The organism is Amycolatopsis rhabdoformis, assembly GCF_035918295.1.
GTDB lineage: Bacteria > Actinomycetota > Actinomycetes > Mycobacteriales > Pseudonocardiaceae > Amycolatopsis > Amycolatopsis rhabdoformis.
The window spans coordinates 3219300-3241601 of the sequence record NZ_CP142149.1 but is presented as its reverse complement, the minus strand read 5'-3'; the positions used below and the strand labels follow the sequence as shown (position 1 = coordinate 3241601).

General features: G+C 71.9%; 19 protein-coding genes. 11 read left to right on the top strand and 8 right to left on the bottom strand.

Features of this window, described 5'->3' with window-relative positions; genetic code table 11:
- Nucleotides 1-9 precede the first annotated feature (9 nt).
- Together VSH64_RS14620 and VSH64_RS14615 are read left to right on the top strand one after the other, a co-directional pair.
- Nucleotides 10-714 (top strand): SRPBCC family protein, encoded by a 705-nt coding sequence (locus VSH64_RS14620; protein ID WP_326836134.1) that lies wholly within the window; start codon nucleotides 10-12, stop codon nucleotides 712-714.
- Nucleotides 715-900: 186 nt separating this feature from the next.
- Entirely contained in the window at nucleotides 901-2256 is a 1356-nt protein-coding gene (locus tag VSH64_RS14615) for a uracil-xanthine permease family protein (RefSeq protein ID WP_326836133.1), read from the top strand.
- A gap of 16 nt (nucleotides 2257-2272) precedes the next feature.
- Here VSH64_RS14615 and VSH64_RS14610 read toward each other — a convergent pair whose 3' ends face one another.
- On the bottom strand, nucleotides 2273-3622 hold the full coding sequence (locus tag VSH64_RS14610) for a 3-hydroxybutyrate oligomer hydrolase family protein (RefSeq protein WP_326836132.1): 1350 nt from the start codon (nucleotides 3620-3622) through the stop codon (nucleotides 2273-2275).
- Nucleotides 3623-3738: 116 nt separating this feature from the next.
- Between VSH64_RS14610 and VSH64_RS14605 the strand changes: the two genes are divergently transcribed.
- The 5 genes from VSH64_RS14605 to VSH64_RS14585 all read left to right on the top strand — a co-directional run bounded on the left by VSH64_RS14605 (nucleotide 3739) and on the right by VSH64_RS14585 (nucleotide 9564).
- A complete protein-coding gene (locus VSH64_RS14605; protein WP_326836131.1) occupies nucleotides 3739-3903 on the top strand; it encodes a hypothetical protein in 165 nt (54 codons plus the stop codon).
- Nucleotides 3900-5054, top strand: coding sequence for an IclR family transcriptional regulator domain-containing protein (locus tag VSH64_RS14600; RefSeq protein WP_326836130.1), 1155 nt, complete (start codon nucleotides 3900-3902; stop codon nucleotides 5052-5054). Before VSH64_RS14605 ends, VSH64_RS14600 begins: the two co-directional genes overlap by 4 nt.
- 84 nt (nucleotides 5055-5138) lie before the next feature.
- Nucleotides 5139-6749 (top strand): thiamine pyrophosphate-dependent enzyme, encoded by a 1611-nt coding sequence (locus VSH64_RS14595; RefSeq protein WP_326836129.1) that lies wholly within the window; start codon nucleotides 5139-5141, stop codon nucleotides 6747-6749.
- Entirely contained in the window at nucleotides 6746-8224 is a 1479-nt protein-coding gene (locus VSH64_RS14590) for an aldehyde dehydrogenase family protein (RefSeq protein ID WP_326836128.1), read from the top strand. Before VSH64_RS14595 ends, VSH64_RS14590 begins: the two co-directional genes overlap by 4 nt.
- Nucleotides 8225-8268: 44 nt before the next feature.
- On the top strand, nucleotides 8269-9564 hold the full coding sequence (locus tag VSH64_RS14585) for an MFS transporter (RefSeq protein WP_326836127.1): 1296 nt from the start codon (nucleotides 8269-8271) through the stop codon (nucleotides 9562-9564).
- A 3-nt stretch (nucleotides 9565-9567) separates the two neighbouring features.
- Here VSH64_RS14585 and VSH64_RS14580 read toward each other — a convergent pair whose 3' ends face one another.
- Nucleotides 9568-10563 carry a LysR family transcriptional regulator gene (locus VSH64_RS14580; RefSeq protein ID WP_326836126.1) on the bottom strand — a complete coding sequence of 332 codons (996 nt, stop codon included), beginning with the start codon at nucleotides 10561-10563 and terminating at the stop codon, nucleotides 9568-9570.
- A gap of 92 nt (nucleotides 10564-10655) precedes the next feature.
- Between VSH64_RS14580 and VSH64_RS14575 the strand changes: the two genes are divergently transcribed.
- Both VSH64_RS14575 and VSH64_RS14570 read left to right on the top strand, forming a co-directional pair.
- Complete coding sequence (locus VSH64_RS14575) at nucleotides 10656-12176, top strand: MBL fold metallo-hydrolase (RefSeq protein ID WP_326836125.1); 1521 nt, start codon at nucleotides 10656-10658, stop codon at nucleotides 12174-12176.
- 174 nt (nucleotides 12177-12350) lie between these two features.
- Nucleotides 12351-13838: an alkaline phosphatase family protein gene (locus VSH64_RS14570; RefSeq protein ID WP_326836124.1), complete on the top strand. Its 1488-nt coding sequence runs from the start codon at nucleotides 12351-12353 to the stop codon at nucleotides 13836-13838.
- A 124-nt stretch (nucleotides 13839-13962) separates the two neighbouring features.
- On the opposite strand, the gene VSH64_RS14565 is transcribed toward VSH64_RS14570, so the two are convergent.
- From VSH64_RS14565 to VSH64_RS14555, 3 genes are all read right to left on the bottom strand, one after another.
- Nucleotides 13963-14361, bottom strand: a complete 399-nt coding sequence (locus VSH64_RS14565; protein ID WP_326836123.1) for a nuclear transport factor 2 family protein — start codon at nucleotides 14359-14361, stop codon at nucleotides 13963-13965.
- Nucleotides 14362-14484: 123 nt separating this feature from the next.
- On the bottom strand, nucleotides 14485-15078 hold the full coding sequence (locus VSH64_RS14560) for a CHAP domain-containing protein (RefSeq protein WP_326836122.1): 594 nt from the start codon (nucleotides 15076-15078) through the stop codon (nucleotides 14485-14487).
- Between the two features lie 216 nt (nucleotides 15079-15294).
- Nucleotides 15295-16182, bottom strand: a complete 888-nt coding sequence (locus VSH64_RS14555; protein ID WP_326836121.1) for an XRE family transcriptional regulator — start codon at nucleotides 16180-16182, stop codon at nucleotides 15295-15297.
- A gap of 138 nt (nucleotides 16183-16320) precedes the next feature.
- Here VSH64_RS14555 and VSH64_RS14550 point away from each other — a divergent pair, with 138 nt between their 5' ends.
- Complete coding sequence (locus VSH64_RS14550) at nucleotides 16321-17289, top strand: DUF3152 domain-containing protein (protein ID WP_326836120.1); 969 nt, start codon at nucleotides 16321-16323, stop codon at nucleotides 17287-17289.
- Between the two features lie 118 nt (nucleotides 17290-17407).
- Here VSH64_RS14550 and VSH64_RS14545 read toward each other — a convergent pair whose 3' ends face one another.
- Together VSH64_RS14545 and VSH64_RS14540 are read right to left on the bottom strand one after the other, a co-directional pair.
- Complete coding sequence (locus VSH64_RS14545) at nucleotides 17408-17785, bottom strand: hypothetical protein (protein WP_326836119.1); 378 nt, start codon at nucleotides 17783-17785, stop codon at nucleotides 17408-17410.
- 115 nt (nucleotides 17786-17900) lie between these two features.
- Entirely contained in the window at nucleotides 17901-18749 is an 849-nt protein-coding gene (locus VSH64_RS14540) for a sigma-70 family RNA polymerase sigma factor (RefSeq protein WP_326836118.1), read from the bottom strand.
- 66 nt (nucleotides 18750-18815) lie between these two features.
- Here VSH64_RS14540 and VSH64_RS14535 point away from each other — a divergent pair, with 66 nt between their 5' ends.
- Complete coding sequence (locus VSH64_RS14535) at nucleotides 18816-19472, top strand: FMN-dependent NADH-azoreductase (protein WP_326836117.1); 657 nt, start codon at nucleotides 18816-18818, stop codon at nucleotides 19470-19472.
- A gap of 104 nt (nucleotides 19473-19576) precedes the next feature.
- On the opposite strand, the gene VSH64_RS14530 is transcribed toward VSH64_RS14535, so the two are convergent.
- On the bottom strand, nucleotides 19577-22246 hold the full coding sequence (locus VSH64_RS14530; RefSeq protein WP_326836116.1) for a glycoside hydrolase family 3 protein: 2670 nt from the start codon (nucleotides 22244-22246) through the stop codon (nucleotides 19577-19579).
- Nucleotides 22247-22302 lie beyond the last annotated feature (56 nt).

The following is a 22302-nucleotide window of genomic DNA, read 5'->3' as shown; positions in this document are numbered from 1 at the left end:
AGGCACCGGATGCTCATCGAAAACTCCTTCGACGTCGCCGCCGACCCGGATGAGGTCTTCACCTTCCTGCAGGACGCGCACAACGTCGCCGCCTGCTTCCCGGGTGCGGAGCTCGTGGAGGACCTCGGCGACGACTCCTACCGCGGCAAGGTGAAGATCAAGGTCGGCCCGGTCACCGCGGCCTACCAGGGGGTCGCGAAGATCGTGGAGAAGGACGGCGTGGCCCGCGTGGCCGTGCTCGTGGCCGACGGCAAGGACACCCGCGGCGCCGGCACCGCGAAAGCCAAGGCGACCATGCGCGTGACCCCGGCCGGCGAGGGCGCGCACGTGGCCCTCGAAACCGACCTGACCATCTCCGGCAAGCTCGCGCAGTTCGGCCGCGGGATCATGGCCGACGTGTCCGGACGGATGGTCGGCGAGCTGGCTTCGCGGGTGCGGCAGCGGATCGAGAACGGTGGGGAAGTTCTTGCTGCTCCGGTTGCTTCTGCTGCTCCGGTCGGTGCGGCGTCGGGCGCCACCCCTTCTGCGGCTGCCTCGCCGGCGGTGAACGGTGCGGCCGCGCCGGCTGCGGCCGCCGCGACCACCACGGCGCCTCGTCCCGCTCCGCAGTTCGAAGAAGCACCGCCGATGAAGGCGTCGGTGCTGATCCGCATCGTGCTGGCCGGCTATCTCGAACGGTGGGCCGCGCGGCTGCGCAAATCCACCGAAGCCTGACCCTGCTCTGGTTCCGCGAAGGGCCCGTTGAGGGACTTTGATGCCTCAACGGGCCCTTCCCAGAACGATCCGGCCGATCCCACCACCGCACCGCACCGTCCGGCACCACACCGTTTCGCGCCTCTCCTCCCCTTCCCCCGCTCGATGGCCGCCACAGCCGTCCGTCATCGCTTGGAGCTTTCCCCCATGGCCGTCACCGCCGCCGCCACGGCTCCTGCCACCCCGGAATCCGAAGCGGTCCCGATCTTCGACGTCGGGATCGACGACAAAGTCAAGGTCTCGAGCTCGATCGGGCTCGGGGTCCAGAACATCCTCGGCATGGCCGGGCTGCTGATCTTCCCCGCGCTGATCGGCACCGCGTTCAAGCTCTCGCCCACCGACACCGCCTACCTCTACGGCGTCACGTTCATGACGTCCGGCCTCGTGGTGATCCTGCAGTCGGTGTTCCTGCTGCGGCTGCCGATCGTGCAGGGCCCGTACGCCGGTTCGCTCGCCGCGCTGCTCGCCGTGGGGCACGGGAAGGGCGGCCTGGGCGCGGCGTTCGGCTCGATGGTCGTGGCGGGACTGATCTGGTGCGTGCTCGCCGTCCCGATCAAGAAGTACGGCCTGGTCACCTACCTGTCGAAGTTCGTGCGCGATCCGATCATCTGCGGCGTGCTCGTGCTGATCCTCGCGACCCAGCTCACCAGCACCGCGTTGCCCAACGTGCTGGGCACGCCCGCCAGCCCCGGCTTCCCGGGCATGAACCTGGTGTCCGGCGCGGTCACGGCGCTGGTCGTCATCCTGCTCACGTTGCTGCCCAAGGGAACCATCCTGCGCCGCGGTGCCGTGCTGGTGGCGGTGGTCGTCGGCACGGTCGTGTACGCGATCTTCGAGCCGACGCACTTCGCGGGCGTGGTGCACAACGTGGGCTTCACCGTGCCGCGGATCTTCCCGTTCGGCTTCTCGGTCGACGGCAGCCTCGTGCTGATCTTCTTCATCACGCTGTTCCCGGCGATCGCGGAGAGCATCGCGACCTACGACATCGTGGCCGGCTGGGGCCGCCAGGAGCTCTCGGGCTACCGCGTCTCGCAGGGTGTGTTCGGCGAAGTACTGGGCAGCACCGTCGGCGCCGTGTTCGGCGGCATGTCCACGCTGGCCTACCCGGACAACATCGGCCTGCTGCGCGTGACCAAGGTCGGTTCGCGCTACGTCACGTTGGCGACCGGGATCATCCTGCTGGTGCTCGGCGGGCTCGGCCCGTTCGACCACCTGCTGCAGGCCGTGCCGCTGCCGGTGCTCGCCGCCGCCGGCACCGTGCTGTTCGGCGTGCTGTTCGCGAGCGCCATCGACACCCTCGGCGGCGTGCACTGGTCCCGCGACAACCTGATGCTCGCGGGCTTCCCGTTCATCACCGCGATCGGCGGCCTGTTCGTGCCGCCCGCCACGATGAAGGTGCTGCCGCAGGTGGTGCAGCTGATCCTGCAGCAGCCCCTCATCCTCGGCACCGTGCTGCTGCTCCTGATGAAGGCCGGCTACGGGCTGCGCCGCAAGGCCGCCTGAAGGTCCTGGGACCCGGTCACAGTGAGCAGGCGGTGGCGAGCCCCGCGGGAGTCGCACCCGCGGGGCGCGCCACCGTCTCCGACCTCGGCGGCTGCCCGCCGCGCAGCCAGCCCTCGAGCGCGGTGAACGCCGTGCGGAAACACGGGGCGAGCGGCCGCAGCCGGTCGGGGAAGGTGTCGACCAGACCGTCGACGTGGTTGCCGTCCTCGATGCGGTAGTAGCGGTGCAGCGCGCCGCGCCCGGCGTGCTCGACCATGGCCGCGTAGACATCGGAGTCGCGGCTGATCGGCAGCAGAGTGTCGAGCGTGCCGTGCAGGGTGATCAACGGCCGGCCGATGCGCCCGGTCAGCGCGACCTTCGCGACCGCCCGGTGCACGGCGGCGGGCCGGGTTGCGTAGTCGTAGTCCGCGTCGCACGCCGGTGTTCCGCTGCCGCAGAAGGGAATTCCGGCGGCCAGATCGCCGTCGAAACCGGGGTCGACCTCGGCGCGGTAGGTGCGTTGCGTGAGGTCCCAGTAGACCTGGTCGTGGTAGGGCCAGAGGAACTCCGAGCCCGGCGCGAAGCCCGCGTCGAGAATGGCTTGGTGTGCCTGGGGATTCCCGGCCGCGTATGCCGGGTAGTTCCTCAGGGCCGGCGGCAGGAAGGTCAGCGGGTTCGGCCCGCCGGCCGTCCACAGCGTGCCTTCCCAATCGACTCCACCGTCGTAGAGCCACGGCCGGTTCTCCAGCTGCCAGCGCACGAGGTACCCGCCGTTGGAGAGCCCCGCCGCGATGGTCCGCGCCGGCGAATGGCCGTAGTGGCGGGCCGCGGCGAGCTTCGCGGCGATCGTGAGCTGGGTGACGCGGTCGTTCCACTCGGCGAGTGCGTCGCCGGGCGCGCGGCCGTCGGCGTAGAAGTCCGCGCCGGTGTTGCCCTTGTCGGTGGCGGCGAACGCGTAGCCGGCCGCGAGCACCTGGTCGGCGATCGCGCGGTCGTTGGCATACTGGCGGCGCGTGCCGGGGGAGCCCGAGACCACCAGGCCGCCGTTCCAGCGGTCCGGCAGCCGCACCACGAACTGCGCGTCGTGGTTCCAGCCGTGGTTGGTGTTCGTGGTCGAGGAGTCGGGGAAGTACCCGTCGACCTGCACACCGGGGACGCCGCTCGGCGCGGGCAGCCCGGCCGAGGTCAGGCCCGCCCAGTCGGCCTGGACGGTGTGCCCGGTCGCGAGCGTGCCGGTGGTGGTGAGATCGGCGAGACAGGCCTGTTCCTGGTGTGCCGCACCGGGAACCGGAACCGGTGCGCACCGCGGCGCGGCGGTGGCCGGAGCCGTGAGGAGGGTGCCGGCGAGCAGACCGGCGAGGACGAGGGGGAGCCGCCGCGTACGCATGCCGAGACCGTAGGACTGGACCACGCTCGGCGGTATCCGGCGAGCCCACACAAACCGGGCGCGGGATGTGGTGGCCGCCACCGTGGGCACGCGGAGTTTCCGTTCCTACGCTGAGCGTGACGATGCTCACCGGTGCGGTGGTGGCCGGGTTGCCGTACGGCTGCGCTTCCTCGACGCTCGACGCGTTCTCGTGCAGGTACCCCGACAAGGACCTCACGCCGCGCAGTGGGGCGCGAAAGTCCTTGCGGCAGCGCCGTTTTCCGGCGTACGGCCCACCGTGATCCGGTGGCAGGGCACGGCCGACTTCACCGTCGCGCCGGCGAACCTGCGTGAGCTCACCGACCAGTGGACGAACGTCGCGGGCGTGGCCGCCACACCGTCCACAACGGACACCGTCGGCGGGTTCCCGCACGCGGTGTACCGCGACGGCTCGGGCCGCGCCGCGGTCGAGACCTGGGCGACCGGTGCCGGCCACTCGCGCCCGGCACCGGTCCCGACCAATGCGGACACGCGGGCGCGTACCTGCTCTCCGTGGGCGTGTGCGCGGCGGCGCAGGTCGGGAAGGCGTGGAACCTGGCCTCCTGACGAGGGAACCGGACCGCTCGGCTTGCCACCGCCGCGGCACCGGCGGAAAATGGGCGGTTCGGTATCCCCGAGGTCAGGGAGGCGCGCGATCGCCGGCAACGCTGCCGAACCCGGGCGCACGGTGCTCAGCCGTGCGTTCGCGATCCTGGATTCGTTCCTCGACGGCCGCTCCGAGCAGACCCACGGCGAGATCACGCGGGCCACCGGCTTCGCGCCCGCCACGGTGTACCGGCTGCTCGCGGAGCTGGTCGGCTGGGGTGCGCTCGAACGCACCGGCCGCGGTCGCTACCGCATCGGCCTGCGGTTGTGGCAGCTCGGTTCGCAGGCGCCGAGCGGACGGGAGCTGCGCGATGTCGCGCTGCCGTTCCTGCAGGACCTGCTGCAGGTCACCCACGAGGTCGTGCACCTCGTGGTGCTCGACGAGGGCCGCGCGCTCTACCTGGAAAAACTCGAGGCGCACCCGGACGTGGTGGTGACCTCGCGGGTCGGGAAGCGCTTGCCGTTGCACGCGACCGGGCCGGGCAAGGTGCTGCTCGCGCACGCGCCGGCCGAGTGCCTGGACGAGGTGGTGTCGGCGGGGCTCGACCGCCGGGCGAGTGGCACCATCACCGATCCGGCGCGGTTGCGCGGGGTGCTCGCGGAGATCCGCCGCTCCGGCTTCAGCATCTCCCGCGACGAGATGACCGAGGGCGCGTCTTCGGTGGCCGCGCCGGTGCGGGGGCTCGCCGACGAGGTCATCGCCGCGATTTCCGTGGTGGTGCCGAGCAGCGTGCCGAACCTCTCGCCGCTGATCCCGGTGGTGCGGATGGCGGCGCTCGGGGTGTCGCGCGCGATCCAGACGGGCTGAAGTTTTCCGTCCAGTGAGAGCCGGGGTAGGCCCTGCGCGGGACGTATCGGACACTCCTGAGCCACCAGCCGTCAGGGAGGTACGTTGCCCGCCACTGTCCGAGACGCCGCGTTCGCCGTGCTGCGCCGGTTCGGCGCCACCACGCTGTTCGCCAACCCCGGCTCGACCGAGATCACGCTGCTCACCGACCTGCCGGACGACTTCGAGTTCGTGCTCGCGCTGCACGAGGGCTCGGTGGTCGGCATGGCCACGGGCTGGGCGCTCGCGGCCGACCGGCCGGCGGTCGCGATCCTGCACACCACCGCGGGCCTCGGCAACGCAGTGGGCGCGCTGGCCACCGCACGCGTGAACCGCGCGCCGCTCGTCGTGCTCGTCGGGCAGCAGGACCGCCGGCACCTCGCGCTCGAACCGTTCCTCGCGGGCCACCGGCTCGACGACGTCGCCGCGCCCGCGCCCGTGTGGGTCGGCGAACCGCCGCGGCCGCAGGACGTGCCGGGTGCGCTGGCCCGCGCGTGGCACGAGGCGCGCGACCACCGCGGCCCGGCGCTGGTGATCGTGCCGATGGACGACTGGCTCGCCCCGGCGGCCGACGACGAGCCGCTGCCCGCGCCGGCGCGGCTGGTCCGGACCACGGCCGCGGAGCCGGAGGTCGTCGCCGAGCTCGAGAAGTTCCTGTCCGGCGCGGAAAAACCGGTGCTCGTGGTCGGCGCGGGCGCCGACGACGCCGAGTCCTGGCACGCGCTGGAAGCGCTCGCCCAGCGGCTGCGGTGCCCGGTGTGGCAGGAGGCGTTCGGCGCCCGCGCCGGGTTCCCGCAGGACCACCCGCAGTTCGCCGGGCACCTGCCGGCGGGCCGCGCCGAGCTGCGCAAGGTGCTCGCCGGCCACGACGCCGTGCTCGCGGTGGGCGCGCCGGTGTTCCGCCAGTACCCGCGCGAACCCGGCCGGCTGATCGGCCCGGGCACCCGCGTCGCCGTGGTCACTGACGATCCCGACGAGGCCCACCGCAGCCCGGCCGACCTCGCCGTACTCGCGCGGCCCGCCGCCGTGTGCGGTCCGCTCGCCGAGCGGCTGCCCGAGCGGCCCGCGCCGGGGGGACCGGTGGGCCGCACGATCGACCTGCCCGCGCCACCTGCTCCGGGCACGCGCCTGGCACCGGACCACGTGTTCGCCGCGCTCGCCCGCCGCCTGCCGCGGGACGCGGTGCTGGTCGAGGAGACGCCGTCGAGCCGGCCCCTGCTGCACGCGCTCGTGCCGGCCCGCGCACCGCTCGGTTTCCTCAGCGCCGCCATGGGCGGGCTCGGCTTCGCGGTGCCCGCGGCCGTCGGCGTGCGGATGGCCCGCCCGGACCGCCCGGTCGTCGCAGTGGTCGGCGACGGCTCTTCGCTGTACGCGATCCAGGCGTTGTGGAGCGCGGCCCACTACGGCGTCGGCGTGCTCGTGATCGTGCTCGCCAACGGTCGCTACGCGATCATGGACGAGCTGGCCGCCCGCCACGGCGAACGGTCGGCCGGCCGCGGCGCCGCGCCGTGGCCCGCGTTCGACGAGGTCAGCGTGAGCGGTCTCGCCCGCTCGCTCGGGTGTCCGGCCCGGCGCGTGGAGACCCCCGAGGAACTGGAGTCTGTTTTGGACGAAACCATGCCTGGGCTGGCCCAGGCCGATCGACCGCTCGTGCTCGACGTGGCGGTGGCCCGGTGAGCGCCCCGAGCGGCCCGCTGCTCGACGCGGTCCGTTGGCAGGGAAGGATTTTCTCCGGCGGCTGGGTGCGCGGCAGCGGCGGCGAGTACGACTCGGTGGAACCGGCCACGGGCCACGTCCTCGCGCGGGTCGGCGCGGCCTCGGCGGCCGACGTCCACCCGGCCGCCGAGAAAGCCCGGCGCGCGCAGCAGGACTGGGCCGCGCTGCCTTACGACCAGCGCGCCCGCGTGCTGCGAAAGGCGGCGCGGCTGTTCGAGGACCACGGAGACGAGCTCGACGAATGGCTCGTGCGCGAATCCGGGGCCACACGGCCGTTCGCGCGATTCCAGACGGGCGCGGTCGCCGCCGAGGAATGCCACGAAGCCGCGGCGCTCGCCGCGCACCCGTACGGCGAGCTGCTGCGGTCGAACCAGCCGCGGCTGTCGATGGCGCGCCGCGTGCCGGCCGGGATCGTCGGGGTGATCGCGCCGTTCAACGCGCCGGTGATCCTCTCGATCCGCGCGATCGCGCCCGCGCTCGCGCTGGGCAACGCGGTGCTCGTGAAGCCCGATCCGCGCACGGCCGTGTGCGGCGGCGTCGCGCTCGCGCGGGTCTTCGAGGAAGCGGGCCTGCCGGATGGTCTGTTCCACCTGCTGCCGGGTGGGGCCGATGTCGGCGCGGCGCTCGTGGAGGACCCGCTCGTGCGCGTGATCGCGTTCACCGGCTCGACGCGCGCGGGGCGCAAGGTCGCCGCGGCGGCGGGGGAGCGGCTCAAGCGCGTGCACCTGGAACTCGGCGGCAATTCCGCGCTGGTGGTGCTCGACGACGTCGACGTGGAGCAGGCCGTGTCGGTCGGTGCGTTCGGGTCGTTCAACCACTCCGGGCAGATCTGCATGGCCACCAGCCGCCACCTCGTGGCCGCGCGGATCGCCGGCGACTACGCGGCCGCGCTCGCCGAGCACGCCGCACGCCTGCCGGTGGGCGACCCGGCGCGGACCGACGCCGCCGTCGGCCCGATCATCGACGCCGGCCAGCGCGACCACATCCACGAGATCGTGACGAGCAGCGTCGACGCGGGAGCGAAACTCGCCACCGGCGGTACCTACGAAGGTCTCTTCTACAGCCCGACCGTGCTCACGGATGTCCCGCTCACCGCGCCGGCCTACGCGCAGGAGATCTTCGGCCCGGTGGCGCCCGTGGTGCCGTTCTCCACTGTGGACGAAGCAGTCCGCCTGGCCGGCGGTACCGGATACGGCCTGTCACTGGGCATCCTGACCCGGGACGTCGCCCACGGGCTCGCGCTCGCCGAACGGATCCCGTCGGGGCTCGTGCACGTGAACGACCAGACGGTGAACGACGAGGCGCTCGCGCCCTTCGGCGGTGTCGGCGAGTCGGGCACGGGCTCGCGCCACGGCGGCGCGCAGGCCAACCTCGACGCGTTCACCGAGACGCAGTGGGTCACCGTGCGCGGTGAGCTGCCGCGATATCCCTTCTGACGGCCCGGTTTCCCCAATCCCCTCCGACGACGCAGGTGATGACATTGACGGTCTCCTCCCCGATCGACCCGCGCGCCCGCTACGCGCGCTGGGTCGCCCCTCTCTGCTGGACGGCCGTGGCGCTGGAAGGGTTCGACCTCGTGGTGCTGGGTGTGGTCCTGCCCGCGCTGCTGAAGGTGCCGAGCTGGGGCCTCGACCCCAACTCGGCCTCGCTGATCTCCGTGGTGGGCCTGCTCGGCGTGGCCGCGGGCGCGCTCGCCATCGGACCGGTGAGCGACCTGTTCGGCCGGCGCGGCACGATGCTGCTCACGGTCACGAGCTTCTCGGTGTTCACGTTGCTGTGCGCGGTGGTCGACGACCCGTGGTGGTTCGGGCTGCTGCGGTTCCTCGCCGGGCTCGGCCTCGGCGGGGTGCTGCCGACGGCGCTCGCGCTGATCACCGAATACGCCCGGGTCGGGCGCGGCGGCAGTTCCACCACGGTGCTGATGACCGGCTACCACGTGGGCGCGGTGCTCACGGCGTTGCTCGGCATCCTCGTGGTGGAGCGCTACGGCTGGCAGTGGATGTTCGTGATCGGCGCGGCGCCGGCGGTGATCCTCGTGCCGCTGATGGTGAAGTTCCTGCCGGAGTCGGCCGAGTTCCTCAAGGTGCGCGGCACGCCGGCGGCACGCAAGGCCAAGGCCGCGCAGGAACCGCGTGAGCGCAACCCGATCGCCATCCTGTTCCGCCGCGGCTACGGGCGCGCGACCATCGCGTTCTGGGTCACCTCGTTCATGGGGCTGCTGCTCGTGTACGGCCTCAACACCTGGCTGCCGCAGATCATGCGCGAGGCCGGTTACGAGCTCGGCGCGGCGCTCGCGCTGCTGCTGGTGCTCAACGTGGGCGCCGTGATCGGCCTGTTGATCGGCGGCCGGGTCGCCGACCGCCTGGGCTACCGCCGGTCCACGATCGTCTGGTTCACCGCGGCGGCGGTGTTCCTGGCACTGCTGAGCATCAAGCTGCCCGGCTTCAGCGTGTACGTCGGCGTGCTGCTGGCGGGGATCTTCACGTTCAGCGCGCAAGTGCTCGTATACGTGTACGTCGCCCGCGTGTACCCGGCATCCGCCCGCGGCACGGCGCTCGGTGCGGCCAGCGGCATCGGCCGGTTCGGCGCGATCTCCGGGCCGCTCGTCACCGGCTTCCTGCTCACGGCCGGGATCGCGTATCCGTGGGGCTTCTACCTGTTCGCCGTGGTGGCGGCGATCGGCGCGGTGGCCATCGCGGTGGTGAACCGCGATCCGGCGCCGGACGCGCCGCTCGAGGTGGTGGCGAAGGAGACCCCCGCCGCGCGGGCCGAGTGACGGTCAGCGCTCGTCGCCGGAGCCGCCGGAGCCGCCGGAGCCGCCGGAGCGGCCGGGGCCGGCGGGGTTATCGGAGCCGGACGGGTCGTCGGGGTCGTCGATCAGGTCGAGTTCGAGCGCGGCCTCCTGCACGAGCGAGCGCAGCCACTCGTGCAGGGGGTCGGCGTCGAGCCGCGGGTGCCAGGTCATGCCGTAGGTGAAGGGTTCGAGCTCCTCGGGCGCGGCGGCGATCCGCACGTCGAGTTCGGGCACCTCGGCCACCAGCCGGCTCGGCAGCACGGCGATGAGCGGCGTGCCGGGCAGGGCCGCGATCGCACCGGTGAAGAACGGCACGCGCAGGCCCGGCCGGGCGGTGACGCCGAGCGCGGCCAGACGGGATTCCACGAGCATGCGGTCGGCACCGAGCACCACGACACTGGCGTGGGGGTACCGGGCGAGGTCGGCCATCGTGAGCCGCTCGGCCGTGATGGGGTGGTCGCGGGACAGCACGCACACGAACCGCTCTTCGAACAATGGCTGCCAGCGCAACGGGGCCGGCGGGCGCACCGGTGCCAGCACCAGGTCGGCGCGGCCGTGTTCGAGGTCGTCGAACGAGGTCGGCGTGAGCCAGCCGGCGTGCACCGAGATGTCCGGCGCCTGTCGGAAGACCCGCCGGAACACGCGGTGGCCCACGACTACGGCCGCGTAGTCGGTGAGGTGCAGGCGGACCGTGTCGGTGGCCGACTCGGGCGCGAAGTCGGTGCCGCGCACCAGGGAGCGCAGCCGCGGCATCACCAGCGCGAGGTCGCGCTGGATCGTGCGCGCCCGCGGCGTGAGTTCGAAGCCGCGGGCCGTGCGCACCAGCAGCTCGTCGCCGAACGTGGTGCGCAGACGGGTGAGCGTGCGGCTCATCGCCGACTGGCTGAGGTGGATCCGCGCGGCGGCCCGCGTGAGGTGGCGCTCCTCCAGCAGGACCTCGAGCGCCTTCAGCAGGTTCAGGTCCGCGTTCTCGAGTTGCATGCCGTGCATATTAGGCGTGAGCGACATGCATTGGACGCGTGATCGACACGGGACGAAGCTGGTCTCATCCGGTTCCCGAGAAGGACGAGACGATGACCGACACCGCACTGCAGTCTCTGCTCGGCAAGCTCACCGACGCTCTCGGCGGGCGCGCCGCGCTCGAAGGCGCCGCCGTGGAGCGCACGATCGCCACCGGCTGGCGGCGCCACCCGGGGTGGGGGACCGACCCCGCGAAGCCCGAGCTGGTGGCCGAGTTCTCGGCGACGCTCGACCTCGACGTCGTCGGACCGCGCTACCGCTGGGCCCACCGCGCGAAGACGTACCTGGTGCCCACGGACCTGGACTACGTGGAGGTCGGCGCCGGCGGGCGCGGGCACGTGTCCGGAGTGGACTTCATGTTCGACCCGCGGCCGGTGGACCTGGACATCCCGTCGTGGCGCGTCGCCGCGCGGCTGCGCCACTTCGACCTGACCTCGCCGCTGCGGCTGGTGCGCCGGATGCTCGCGCCCGGCGCCGACGTGACCGCCGGTCCGGGCGACGTGCTGACACTGCGCGAGTTCGGCCGGCCGCCGGTCCGGGTCACGCTCGACGCCGCGACCGGGCTGCCGCGGCACGCCGACCTGACCGAGGAGCACTCGCCGCTGGGCGACGCCGCGGTGCGGATCACGTTCGACGACTTCCACGACGTGTCGGGCGTGCGGGTGCCGTTCCAGGTGGACATCACCGTGGACGGTCAGCACGTGCACAGCGAGACCCGCACGGAGGCGTCGATCTCCGCGTCCGCCTCCGAAGAGCTCTTCGCGGTGTCGGGCGAGATCGTGGAGCCGACGCTGGAGCAGGCGGCCTACGCGCTGAACTCCACCGAGTGGGTCATGAACTACGTCTATTCGGGCGTGCGGTTCTACTTCGACCTGCAGACCGCGCCGGTGACCCCCGAGCCCGTGGATCTCGCGCCGGGCGTGAAGCTGGTGATCGGGCCGAGCCACAACACGATGGTCGTGGAGCTGCCGGATCGGCTGCTCGCGGTGGAATCGCCGCTCTACGACGACTACAGCCGCGCGGCGCTGGCCCAGGTGAAGCGCGCGTTCCCGGGCAAGCCGCTGCGGGAGCTGGTGTGCACGCATTTCCACTACGACCACGTCGGCGGCGTGCGCGAGTTCGCGGCCGACGGTGACCTCACCGTCCACGTGGGAACACCGGCGGTGGAGTTCTTCGAGCGGGCTCTGTCCGCGCCGCACCACGTGGACCCGGACCGGCTCGCGTCCGGACCGGTGCGCACGAGCGTGCGGGGTGTCGCCGAAAGCCTGAGCTTCGAGACGGCCGGCGGCGGCACCGTCACGGCGTACCGGATCGTGAGCGACCACGCCGACGACATGATGATCGTGCACGTGTCCTCGGGCGGGCTCGTGTTCAACTCCGACCTCTGGAACCCCACGCCGGGTCTGCCGGAATCCGGCGACCAGCGGGGCCGGCTCGCGACGCAGCTCTACGACGCGATCCAGGCACTGGGCCTCGACGTGACCACGGTCGTCGGAGGCCACCGCGGCAGCGACGGCAAGACCTCGGCGCACGCGGCGCCGATCGAGTACCTCAAGCGGGCGGCGGGGTACTGACCGGATCCTTTGTGGACAGTCGGGCGCGGGCGGACGAACCGGGAGGAATCGCCCGCCCGCGCAGGCGTTCAGCGGAAGTTCAACCGGTGGCCACCGGCCGGATCACCCGGGGCTCAACCGCGGCCGAAAGCCTGGCGGAGCTCCCCACCGCGTCCGAAGCCGGAAGGATTTCCGATGACCGAAGCCCCGGAGAACGACAGAACCGGTCTCACCGGCCGCAGGCTGTTCGGTGCCGCTGCCGCCGGCGGGCTCGCCGCCGCCGCGGCCGTGCTGCCGCCGAACGTCCGCAGTGCGCTGGCCTCGCCGCCGCCGTCCGGCGGGCACCTGCGCGACATCAAGCACGTCGTGATGCTCATGCAGGAGAACCGCAGCTTCGACCACTACTTCGGCACGCTGTCGGGGGTGCGCGGCTTCGACGACCCGCACGCGGCGCGGCTGCCGGGCGGGGGTTCGGTGTTCCACCAGCCCGACCCGTCGCACCCGGACGGCTACCTGCTGCCGTACCGGCTGAACACGAAGATCACCGCGGCGCAGGCGATCCCGTCCACGAGCCACGCCTGGAGCGTGCAGCACTCGGCGTGGAACAACGGGAAGATGGACAACTGGCTGCCGGCGCACCTCGCGGCCGACGGCGCCACCAAGGGTCCTTACACGATGGGCTACTTCACGCGCGAGGACATCCCGTTCCAGTACGCGCTGGCCGACGCCTTCACCATCTGCGACGCCTACCACTGCTCGGTCCTCGGCCCGACCTGGCCCAACCGTTTCATGTGGCTCTCGGGCACCATCGACGCCGACGGCCAGTTCGGCGGCCCGTCGCTGGAGACCGGCAACGTGCCCAACGGTCACTTCAGCTTCAAGACCTACCCCGAGCGGCTCACCGAAGCCGGGGTGAGCTGGAAGGTCTATCACTCGCCGGGCGGGGCCACCGGCCTCCCGCCGTTCAACGCGATCAAGGCCTACGCCGACGCCAAGCCGGGTGACCCGCTCTACGACCAGGCGATCGCGCCGTCGCCGCTGGGCCAGTTCGAGTACGACGCGCTGCACGACCAGCTGCCCACCGTGAGCTGGCTGCTGCCGCCGAGCGCCTTCGACGAGCACCCGGCCAACCTGCCGGCCGCGGGCGCCACCTTCGTCGCCGGCAAGATCGACGCGATCGCCGCCAACCCGGAGGTCTGGGCCAAGACGGTGTTCATCCTGTCCTACGACGAGAACGACGGCCTGTTCGACCACGTCGTGCCGCCCACCCCGCGCCCGGGCACCCCCGGCGAGTTCGTGACCGGCACCTCGCCCAGCGGCGTCAAGGGCGCGGGCCTGCCCACCGGCCTCGGCTACCGCGTGCCGTGCATCGTCGTGTCGCCGTGGACGGCCGGCGGCTGGGTGAGCTCCGAGACGTTCGACCACACGTCGCAGCTGCGCCTGCTGGAGAAGGTGACCGGCGTCGCCGAGCCGAACATCACCGACTGGCGCCGCCGCACCGTCGGTGACCTCACCTCGGTGTTCCGCTTCCACGACGCCAGCAAGCACGCACCGGTGCTCCCCGACACGCAGGGGCAGTACAACCTGGCGCAGTACGAAGTGGCGCAGCTGCCGAAGCCGGCCGCGCCGGCCAGTGGGCAGGAAGTGCCGCACCAGGAGCGGGGTCACCGGCCGCAGGTGTGATCGCCGGGCGCGGTCGGCGACCACACCACCGGCCGGCCGCGCCCTTCCGCCGTCAAGGCTTCTCGGCGTCACGCCGGCTTTCGGCCCGGTGTCCGGCCGGAGTTCGCCCGGCACCGGCTCGGCCTCACGCGGTGACCGTGTCCCCGTGACGGTGGGCCACGCGCCATTCGCCGTCTTCGCGGCGGTACACCTGCGTCGCCCGCAGCGTGTACGTGCGCGTCTCACCGTCCACGACAGCGGTGGTGTGCTCGAACCCGGTGGTGTAGGCCAGATCGCCGACCACGTCGCAGGTGAGCAGTTCGAACCGGTAGGCCGGGCAGCCGGAGAACGTCTTGCCCAGGGCGGCGAACAGGTCCTCGACCTCCCGCCGGCCGCGCGCGTTGCGCCAGGCCCCCAGCACGCTCACCGGCTCGGCCCGCGACCAGATCGCCAGCCGCGGCCCGGGATCCCCTTCGTGCAGGGCGACTTCCGCGTCGTGCAGCGTGGTCTCGACCCACCCCAGGAACTCGTCGCGCTCGGTCATGGCTTCATGATGCGCCGCGGGGTGCGGGAAAGCGCCGGTGCGGATTTCAGTGCGGGGTGGATTCCAGGATGGACTCGGCCGGACGGCGGGAAGGCGCCGTCCGGCCGAGGTTCGCGGGGTGGCTCAGTTGTAGAAGTGGAGGTAGCGGAAGTCGCTCTTGGTGAGGTCGTGGACGAGGTAGTGGCCGTCGCCGTTCCAGTTGTAGTCCTCGACCGTGACGGTGGAGCCGTGGACGCTGTCGACGATCGCGACGTGGCCGTAGCGACCCGCGTCGGTCTGGGCGATGGAGCCCGGGGTGGGCGTGTTGTCCACGCGGTAGCCGTGTTTGCGGGCGTTGTCGTCCCAGTACTTGGCGTCGCCGTAGTTCGAGGCGCTTTCGCCGTGGCGGTCGATGGTGAAGGCGGCCCAGGAGACGCACTCGCGGTTGTACATGTTCCAGTCGTCGACCACGGAGTCCTGCGGGATGTTGCGCCACTTCGCGGGGTAGTTGTCGCCGATGAGGTTGACCTGGGCCGACGGCGCGAGGGTGCCGAGGGTCGCGGCCATGGACAGCGGGCGGGCCGCGGCGGTCGCGGTGGCGGTGGAAGCCACCGAAGCCGGAGCCGCCGAAGCCGGAGTCGAGGGCCCGGCCGAGGCGGGCACGGCGGCCGCAGTGCCGGTGGCCGTGAGCGCGGCCGCGGCGGCGAGGGTGGTCAGGGACCGGGTGAGACGGCGCATGGCGGTGCCTTTCCGGAGCAAGCGCGGGGGGAGGGGAGGAGAAGGGGTGGGCGGAAGAGGAGCGGGGTGGGTAGAAGCGGTGCGGGGGAGCAGAGGGTGAAGCGGGACGTGGCGGACGGTAACCAGCCGCGGACCGCGTGTTCCAGACCGAAGTGGACAGCCCGTGTCCGACGTGGTGGATCCCCAGGTCGGCGAGCCGTGTTCACAGAATTGGCCTCACCACGTCCAGCACGCGCCGCAGATGCCCGGGCGCACGTCGCGGGTGGCGAAGGTGACCGCGTGGGTGGTGCCGACGCGCAGGGGGTCGCCGGTGTGGCGGGGGCCGTCGGGGCCGCGGCGGTCGAACGAGCGCACCTGTCGGGGCAGGCGCAGGCCGAACTGCACCTGGCACACGTATTCGCGCACCGGCCGGGTGAAGCGCCGCCCGTACTCGCGGGTCGGCGTACCTGGCGGGAGCACGATCTCGTACTCGACGGCCGTGACCTCGCCGGCCGCGAGCACGCGGTCGAGCACCAGCTCGCCGGCCGTCATGCCGGTCTCGCGGTCCACCCGCACCCGTCCGACGCGTGCGAACCGCACGCCCTGGTACCGCGGTTCGGCGGTGAGCGGGCCGTCGGCCTGGTGGTAGGTCATCATGCGGTCGACGCCGTCCATCGTGGCCTCGGCCACGAGCCACACGTGCAGCGCGCGCTCGCAGCCGTTGTCGTCGATCGCCACGCGGTCGTGCACCGACCAGAACGACAGCTGCCCGTCGGGCGGCGGCTTGAGGTCGGCCGCGAGCGGGCGCAGGTCCGGCCACAACCGGCGGCGCTCGACGCGGTCGGGCGGGTGGCCCAGCCAGCGTCCGCGCGGCGCGCGCGGGCCGAGCAGCGAGGTGAGCGAGCCGGGGGAGAGCTCCAGTACGGCTTCGAGCTGCGTCACGGCGTTCAGCGACGTCTCGCGCTCGGGCCGGGAGCGGCCGCGGCGCCAATAGGACAGGGCGGAGCGCGAGAGCGTCACGCCCCGCGCGGCGAGGTGGTGGCGGACCCGGTCGAGGGAGAGCCCGGAGTCTTCGATCGCGGCGTCCAGCGTGACCGCGAACGAACCCGGGTGCTGCGCAGACACGCGAACAGCATGATCAACAGGTCCGTCGTGCGGAACCGACGAAAGTCGGACGCGTGACCGGTGCCGCTTGGTCTCAACCTTTCCGCGGTCCCGCTCGTCGAAGCACCCGGAAACATCACCGGAGAGCTGGGGAAGTGCGTGCCGCAGGACGACCCGCGCAGTGGGCAGCCGCTGAGCGCCTCGTGGAAGCCGTTGCCGGAGCGCGGATCCGCGCGGAAGAAGAAGGGGTTCCTGCGCATCTACGGCTGGCGCGTCTACGCGCTGCCGATCATGGTGGTGCTCACCGTGCTGGTGCTGGTGAACACCGCCACCACCTCGGTCCCGTCCACCGCGGCACAGCAGCCGGACCGGCCGGTGCAGACCCGCGGCGTCCCGGTCGACTCACCCTGGATCGCCGCCGAGCCGGGCGTCTCGGAGAACCCGGCGAAACCGGCCGACGTCACCGTGCCCACCGCAGAACTGCCCGCCGGCGGCCCGTACACGCAGACCGGCCGCGGCACGTGGCACGTGATCCCGGGCTCCGGCCCGAAGATCGGCACCGGCCGCCTGTACCGCTACACCGTGGAGGTCGAGGACGGCATCGACGCGGCGAGCTACGCCGGTGACGACAGCTTCGCCGCCGCCGTGCAGGGCATCCTCTCCGACGCGAAGAGCTGGACCGCGAACGGACAGGTCGCCCTGCAGCGCGTGGATTCCTCCGAACCGCACCCGGACTTCCGCGTGAGCCTGTCCACGCCCGACACCACGCACCGTGCCGACGCGTGCGGCTTTTCCATCACCTACGAGGCCTCCTGCTTCCGCCGCAGCATGCACCGCGTGCTCATCAACCTCTCGCGCTGGGTCCGCGGCGCGAAAGCCTACGGCGCGAACACCACGGCCTACCGCGAATACGCGATCAACCACGAGGTCGGCCACGCCCTCGGCCACTCCCACGTCGGCTGCGGGGGCACCGGTCAGCCGGCGCCGGTGATGATGCAGCAGACCTTCGGCGTGGCCGACGACTACGTCGCCCGGCTCAACAACGTGCCGGGCGGTGACCAGGGCGCGGTCCCGGCCGACCACCGGGTGTGCGTCACGAACTCCTGGCCCTTCCCCGACGGCCACTGAGCTCGACGACCACCGAGCCGGGCGACCACCGAGCCGGGCGACCACCGAGCCGGGCGACCACCGAGCCGGGCGACCACCGAGCCGGGCGACGTAGTCGTATAACGACCTATACGGCGGGTCAGTACGGCGCCGTGGTGCAGGCCGGCGGACCGACCTGCTTCCACTTTCCGCTTTCGAACGCGAAGAAGCTCAGGCACACGAGCTCGCCCTTCACCACCTGCTGCCCGACGTGGATCACCTCCGCGGCGGTGGTGCCCGAGGCCGTCGGCGGACGGTTCCAGCCGCGGCCGAAGACCTGGAAGTAGCCGTACTTCGTCTTGATCGGGTCCTGGCGCAGGGCGATGACCTGGTTCACGTACAGCTTGCTGCCGTCGGTGCTGTTGCAGAAGGCCGCGGTGCAGACCTTCTCCAGCTTCGCCGAGGCAGTGCCGGTGAACAGCGTCGCCGCCAGCGCGGACAGCGCGCCGACGACGGCGATCCTCCGGGTGGTGTTCATGGGTTCCCTCCAGGTGTCGTGGTCCGCTTCGCTCGCGAAGCGGACCTTGCGGAGGAAACGTAAATGATCACTCCGGCCAATGTTGCACTTTGACTCGAAGTGTCACACCATCGAGCTACGCCGGGAGAACGGCGACCACGACCTTCGCCAGGCGCTCCGGATCGGCGATGACCTCGTACGCGGCGACGCGCCCGGCGGCCACCGTGACCTTGAGAACGCCGGTCAGCCGGCCGTCGGGCGCCAGCACCAGTCCCACCGCGCCGTCGATCAGTGCCGGCTCCGCCCGCCGCGCCCGGTCGGCGAAGGCGGTGGTGCCGCGCGCGACGGCGTCGGCGCCGCGGAGCACGGCAGCGGCGCCCGGCGGCAAGGCGGCCGCGTCGGCGTGGCGGACGACGTCGGGCGCGAGCACTTCCAGCAGCGCGGCGAGATCACCGCCGCGGGCCGCGGCCAGGAACGCCGCGACGACGGCGCGGTGCTCGGCGAACTCGGCGTCCACGACCGCGGTACCCCGCACCCGCAGCCGCGCGCGGCTGGCGAGCTTCTTCGCGGTCGCCGGCGTGCGGTCCAGGATCGGGCCGACGGCGTCGAACGGCACCGAGAACAGGTCGTGCAGCACGAACGCCACGCGCTCGGCGGGTGCGAGCGTCGCCAGCACCACGAGCAGGGCCCGGCCCACCTCGTCGGCGAGCGCGACGTCGTCTTCCGGGCCGGGGACACCGTGGTCGGGCACCTGCTCCACCGGAGTTTCTCGTCGCGCGCGCAACGCGTCGAGGCAGATCCGCGAGACGACGGTGGTCAGCCACGCGGCCAGATTGCCGATCCCGGCCGCGGAGTCCGGGGCCGCGACCAGCCGCAGCCAGGACTCCTGCACGGCGTCCTCGGCTTCCGCCGCCGAGCCGAGCATCCGCCGCGCGAGCGCGCGCAGGCGGGGCCGTTCCGCTTCGAACCGGTGCGCCAGCGTCATCGGTCACCTTTCCCCTTCGTGGTGCGTCGGGTGGGTGAGCGGGCCCGACCGGAAGAGAGGAACCGGATGACCGACATGCTAGCGCCCTTGCTGCGCGTGGACTCGAGCGCCGACGGCGCGGAGTCCGTGACGCGGCGGCTGACCTCGTTGTTCGTCGAGCGGTGGCGGGGCGAGGTGCGCCACCGCGACCTGGCCGCCGACCCCGTGCCGCCGATCCGCGAGCCCTACGCGCGGCTCGGCCGGCGCGTCGAACGCCGGGGGATCGTGCCGCTGCACGACATCGCGGCCCTCGTCGCCGACGACGACGAACGCCGCGAATGGGACCGGACCTTGCCGCTGATCACCGAACTGCGGGAAGCCCGGACGGTGCTGCTGGGCGTGCCGATGTACAACTTCTCCGTGCCGGCCGCGCTGAAGGCGTGGATCGACCGCGTGACGTTCCCCGGGGTGTTCGCGAACGCCTTGCCGGACACCAGGTTCGTGGTCGTGACCGCGCGCGGCGGCGCGTACGGACCCGGCACTCCGCGCGAGGGCTTCGACTTCCAGGAGCCGTACTTGCGCACCTACCTCACGAACCTGGGCGTGCGCCCGGAGAACCTCGCGTTCGTGCACGCGGAGCTGACCCGAGTCGGCGACCTGCCCGCGCTGGCCGGGCTGGAAGACCTCGCCGAGAAGTCCCTCACGCGGGCGCGCGAGCGGATTCTCGAGCTGACCGCGGCGTGAAAACGGGGCGCCCGCGGGAAAATCCCGCGAGCGCCCCGCCGGTGGCTCGGTGTTTCGGTCGACTCAGTGTTCAGACAGCCCAGTGTTTCGGACAGCCCAGTGCGTCAAGTCAGATCCGAACACTTCCGCGCGTCCGGATCTTTCGCACCGCCCGGCGACCACCGGACGTTCGCGAACGACGCCGAGAACGGTCCGTCGGTGTAGACCAGGAACGGCGTGTTCACGTTCTCGAAGTCGAGCCCGTTGGCGAAGCACGACAGCGGGATCTTCACCGTCGCCTTCTGGCCCGTCGGCAGGTCAGTGAACAGCTTGGTGGCGTTGACCTCCGAGAAGCACGGGTACATGCAGTGCATGCTCACCACGGTGCGGTTCACCGGCGCCGAGTTCACGATCACGTCGAACTCGAGCGCCCCGTCGGCGTTGGGGTACCCGCGCAGGTCGCTGGTCTGCGGGCTCTGCAGGTACAGTTGCGCCGCGCCGGTGCCGGTCCACGTGGTCTTGAGGCCGTCGGCCTGCACGTTGACGTCGGCCGGGCTGACCGTGATCTCCGGGTGCTCCGCCGTGGCGTCGGGGCCGATCTCGGTGCCGCCCCAGTTGGAGGCGGAGCCGATGTAGCTCTTGTACGGCGCGATGTCCGTGCGGTCGAAGATCGACAGGTCGTCGGTCGCGGTGCCCCCGCCGCCGGGGGTGGAGCCGCAGGTGGTCGGGCCCTCGGTCTCGTCGAGCTTGGCCACGGTGGCGCGCTGGCCGGTCTTGAGGCCGTAGCCCAGGGCGAACAGCGGGTCGTAGCCGGGGCTCCACGGGTTGAGCGGCGTCTGGCACGCGCTCTTGGGCCAGGAGTAGGAAAGCTTGCCGGAGTAGCCGGTGCCGTCCTTGCCCTTCACCATCATGTCCGCGACGCCGCCGCCCTCGGTGCCGGGCAGCCAGGCCGCCACGAACGCGTCGGAGCGGTTGATCTCCTTGTTGAGGTAGAGCGGCCGGCCGCCGACGTAGGCGGTCACGACCGGGACACCCTTGCCGCTCACCTTGTCGAGCACGGCGAGGTCCTCGGGGTAGAGCTTCGCGGCTTCCAGCGACTTGCGCTGCAGGTCGCCGACACCCTCGGCGTAGGGCGTCTCGCCGATCACGGCGATCACGGCGTCGTAACCGGCCGGGTCGACGGTGCCGGTCGGGTCGTAGGTCACGTTGGCTTCGCCGAGGTCTTCCTTGAGCCCGCCCAGGATCGAGGTGGCGTTGGGGAAGTCGGCGTTGGTGTTGCCGGTGCCCTGCCACGACAGGGTCCAGCCGCCGGTCTGGTTCTGGATGCTGTCGGCGCTCTTGCCGACCACCAGCACCTTCGACTTCGGCTTGAGCGGCAGCACGTTGCCGTTGTTCTTCAGCAGCGTCTGCGATTCGCGCACGGCGTCGCGCGCGAGCCACTTGTCCGTGAGCGCCTCGTCGGAGTTCGCGTACGAGCGGTCCGAGGGCTTCTGCTCGTCGAGGATCCCGGCGCGCAGCTTCACGCGCAGGATGCGGGTCACGGCGTCGTCGATGCGGGCCATCGGGATCTGCCCGTCGTTGACCTGCGCGATCGTGTTGGTGATGAAGGCCTTCCAGTCGGCGGGCACCATCACGAGGTCGACGCCGGCGTTGATCGCCTGCGGGCAGCTCGCGTTGGTGCAGCCGGGGACCTGGCCGATGCCGTTCCAGTCGGACACGACCAGGCCGTCGAAGCCCATCTTGCCCTTGAGGATCTGGTTCAGCGCCTTGTCGCTGCCGGTCAGCTTGCCCTCGTTGATGCCGAGATCGGCGTTGGTCCAGCTGTTGAACGACACCATCACGGTCTGGGTGCCGGCGGCGAGCGCGCCGTAGTAGCCCTGGCCGTGGATGTTGATCATGTCGGCCTCGGACGAGGGGTTCACGCCCTGGTCCTGACCCTTGATCGTGCCGCCGTCGCCGATGTAGTGCTTGGCGGTGGCGATCACGCCGTTGTAGGTGATGCGCTTGGTGGCGCCGTCCTGCAGGCCGTTGATGGCCTCGTAGCCGTAGGCGCGGGTGATGCGCGGGTCTTCGGAGAAGCCCTCGTACGTGCGGCCCCAGCGGTCGTCCTGCACCACGGCGAGCGTGGGCGCGAAGGCCCAGTCCTGGCCGGTGGCGCGGATCTGGCGCGCGGTGGCGTTCTCGACGTCGCGCACCAGGCAGGAGTCGTGGGCGGCGCCGAGCGCGATGTTCTGCGGGAACACGGTGGCGCCGTAGACGTTGTTGTTGCCGTGCACGGCGTCGATGCCCCAGATCACGGGGATCTTCGTGCGGCTGGTCTTCGACGCGGTCCAGTACGCGTCGGCCAGGTTCAGCCAGTCCTGCTGCGTGGCGTGCTTGTTGCCGCCGGGCCACGAGCCGCCGCCGTTGAGCACCGAGCCGATGGCGTACTGCTGCACCTCGGCGGGGGTGATCGCGTTGATCTCGGGCTGCGTCATCTGCCCGACCTTCTCCTCCAGCGTCATGCCGGAGAGGATCTTCGCGATGCGCGCCTCGTCTTGCGGGTTCTTCTGCATTTTGCTGTCGACCTTCGGCCAGTCCGAAAGCGTCGGCAGGGTGTTTTCGATGCGCGCGCAGCCGTCCTTGTCGAGCGCGGGCTGCCCGATCTCGGGCTGGGCCGCGGCCGGCTTGGCGGGCACGGCCGGCGCGGCGGGGGCGGGCGCGGCGTTCGCGACACCGCCCAGCAGGGTGAGGCTCGCGAGCGCGGCGAACGTGGTCCTTCGGGCCCGGGACCACCCGGGGGATCTTCTGGCCATCGACAGTCCGTTCTGCGGAGGGCGGCGGGGACGGGGCCCAAGGCGGGCCCTCGCGA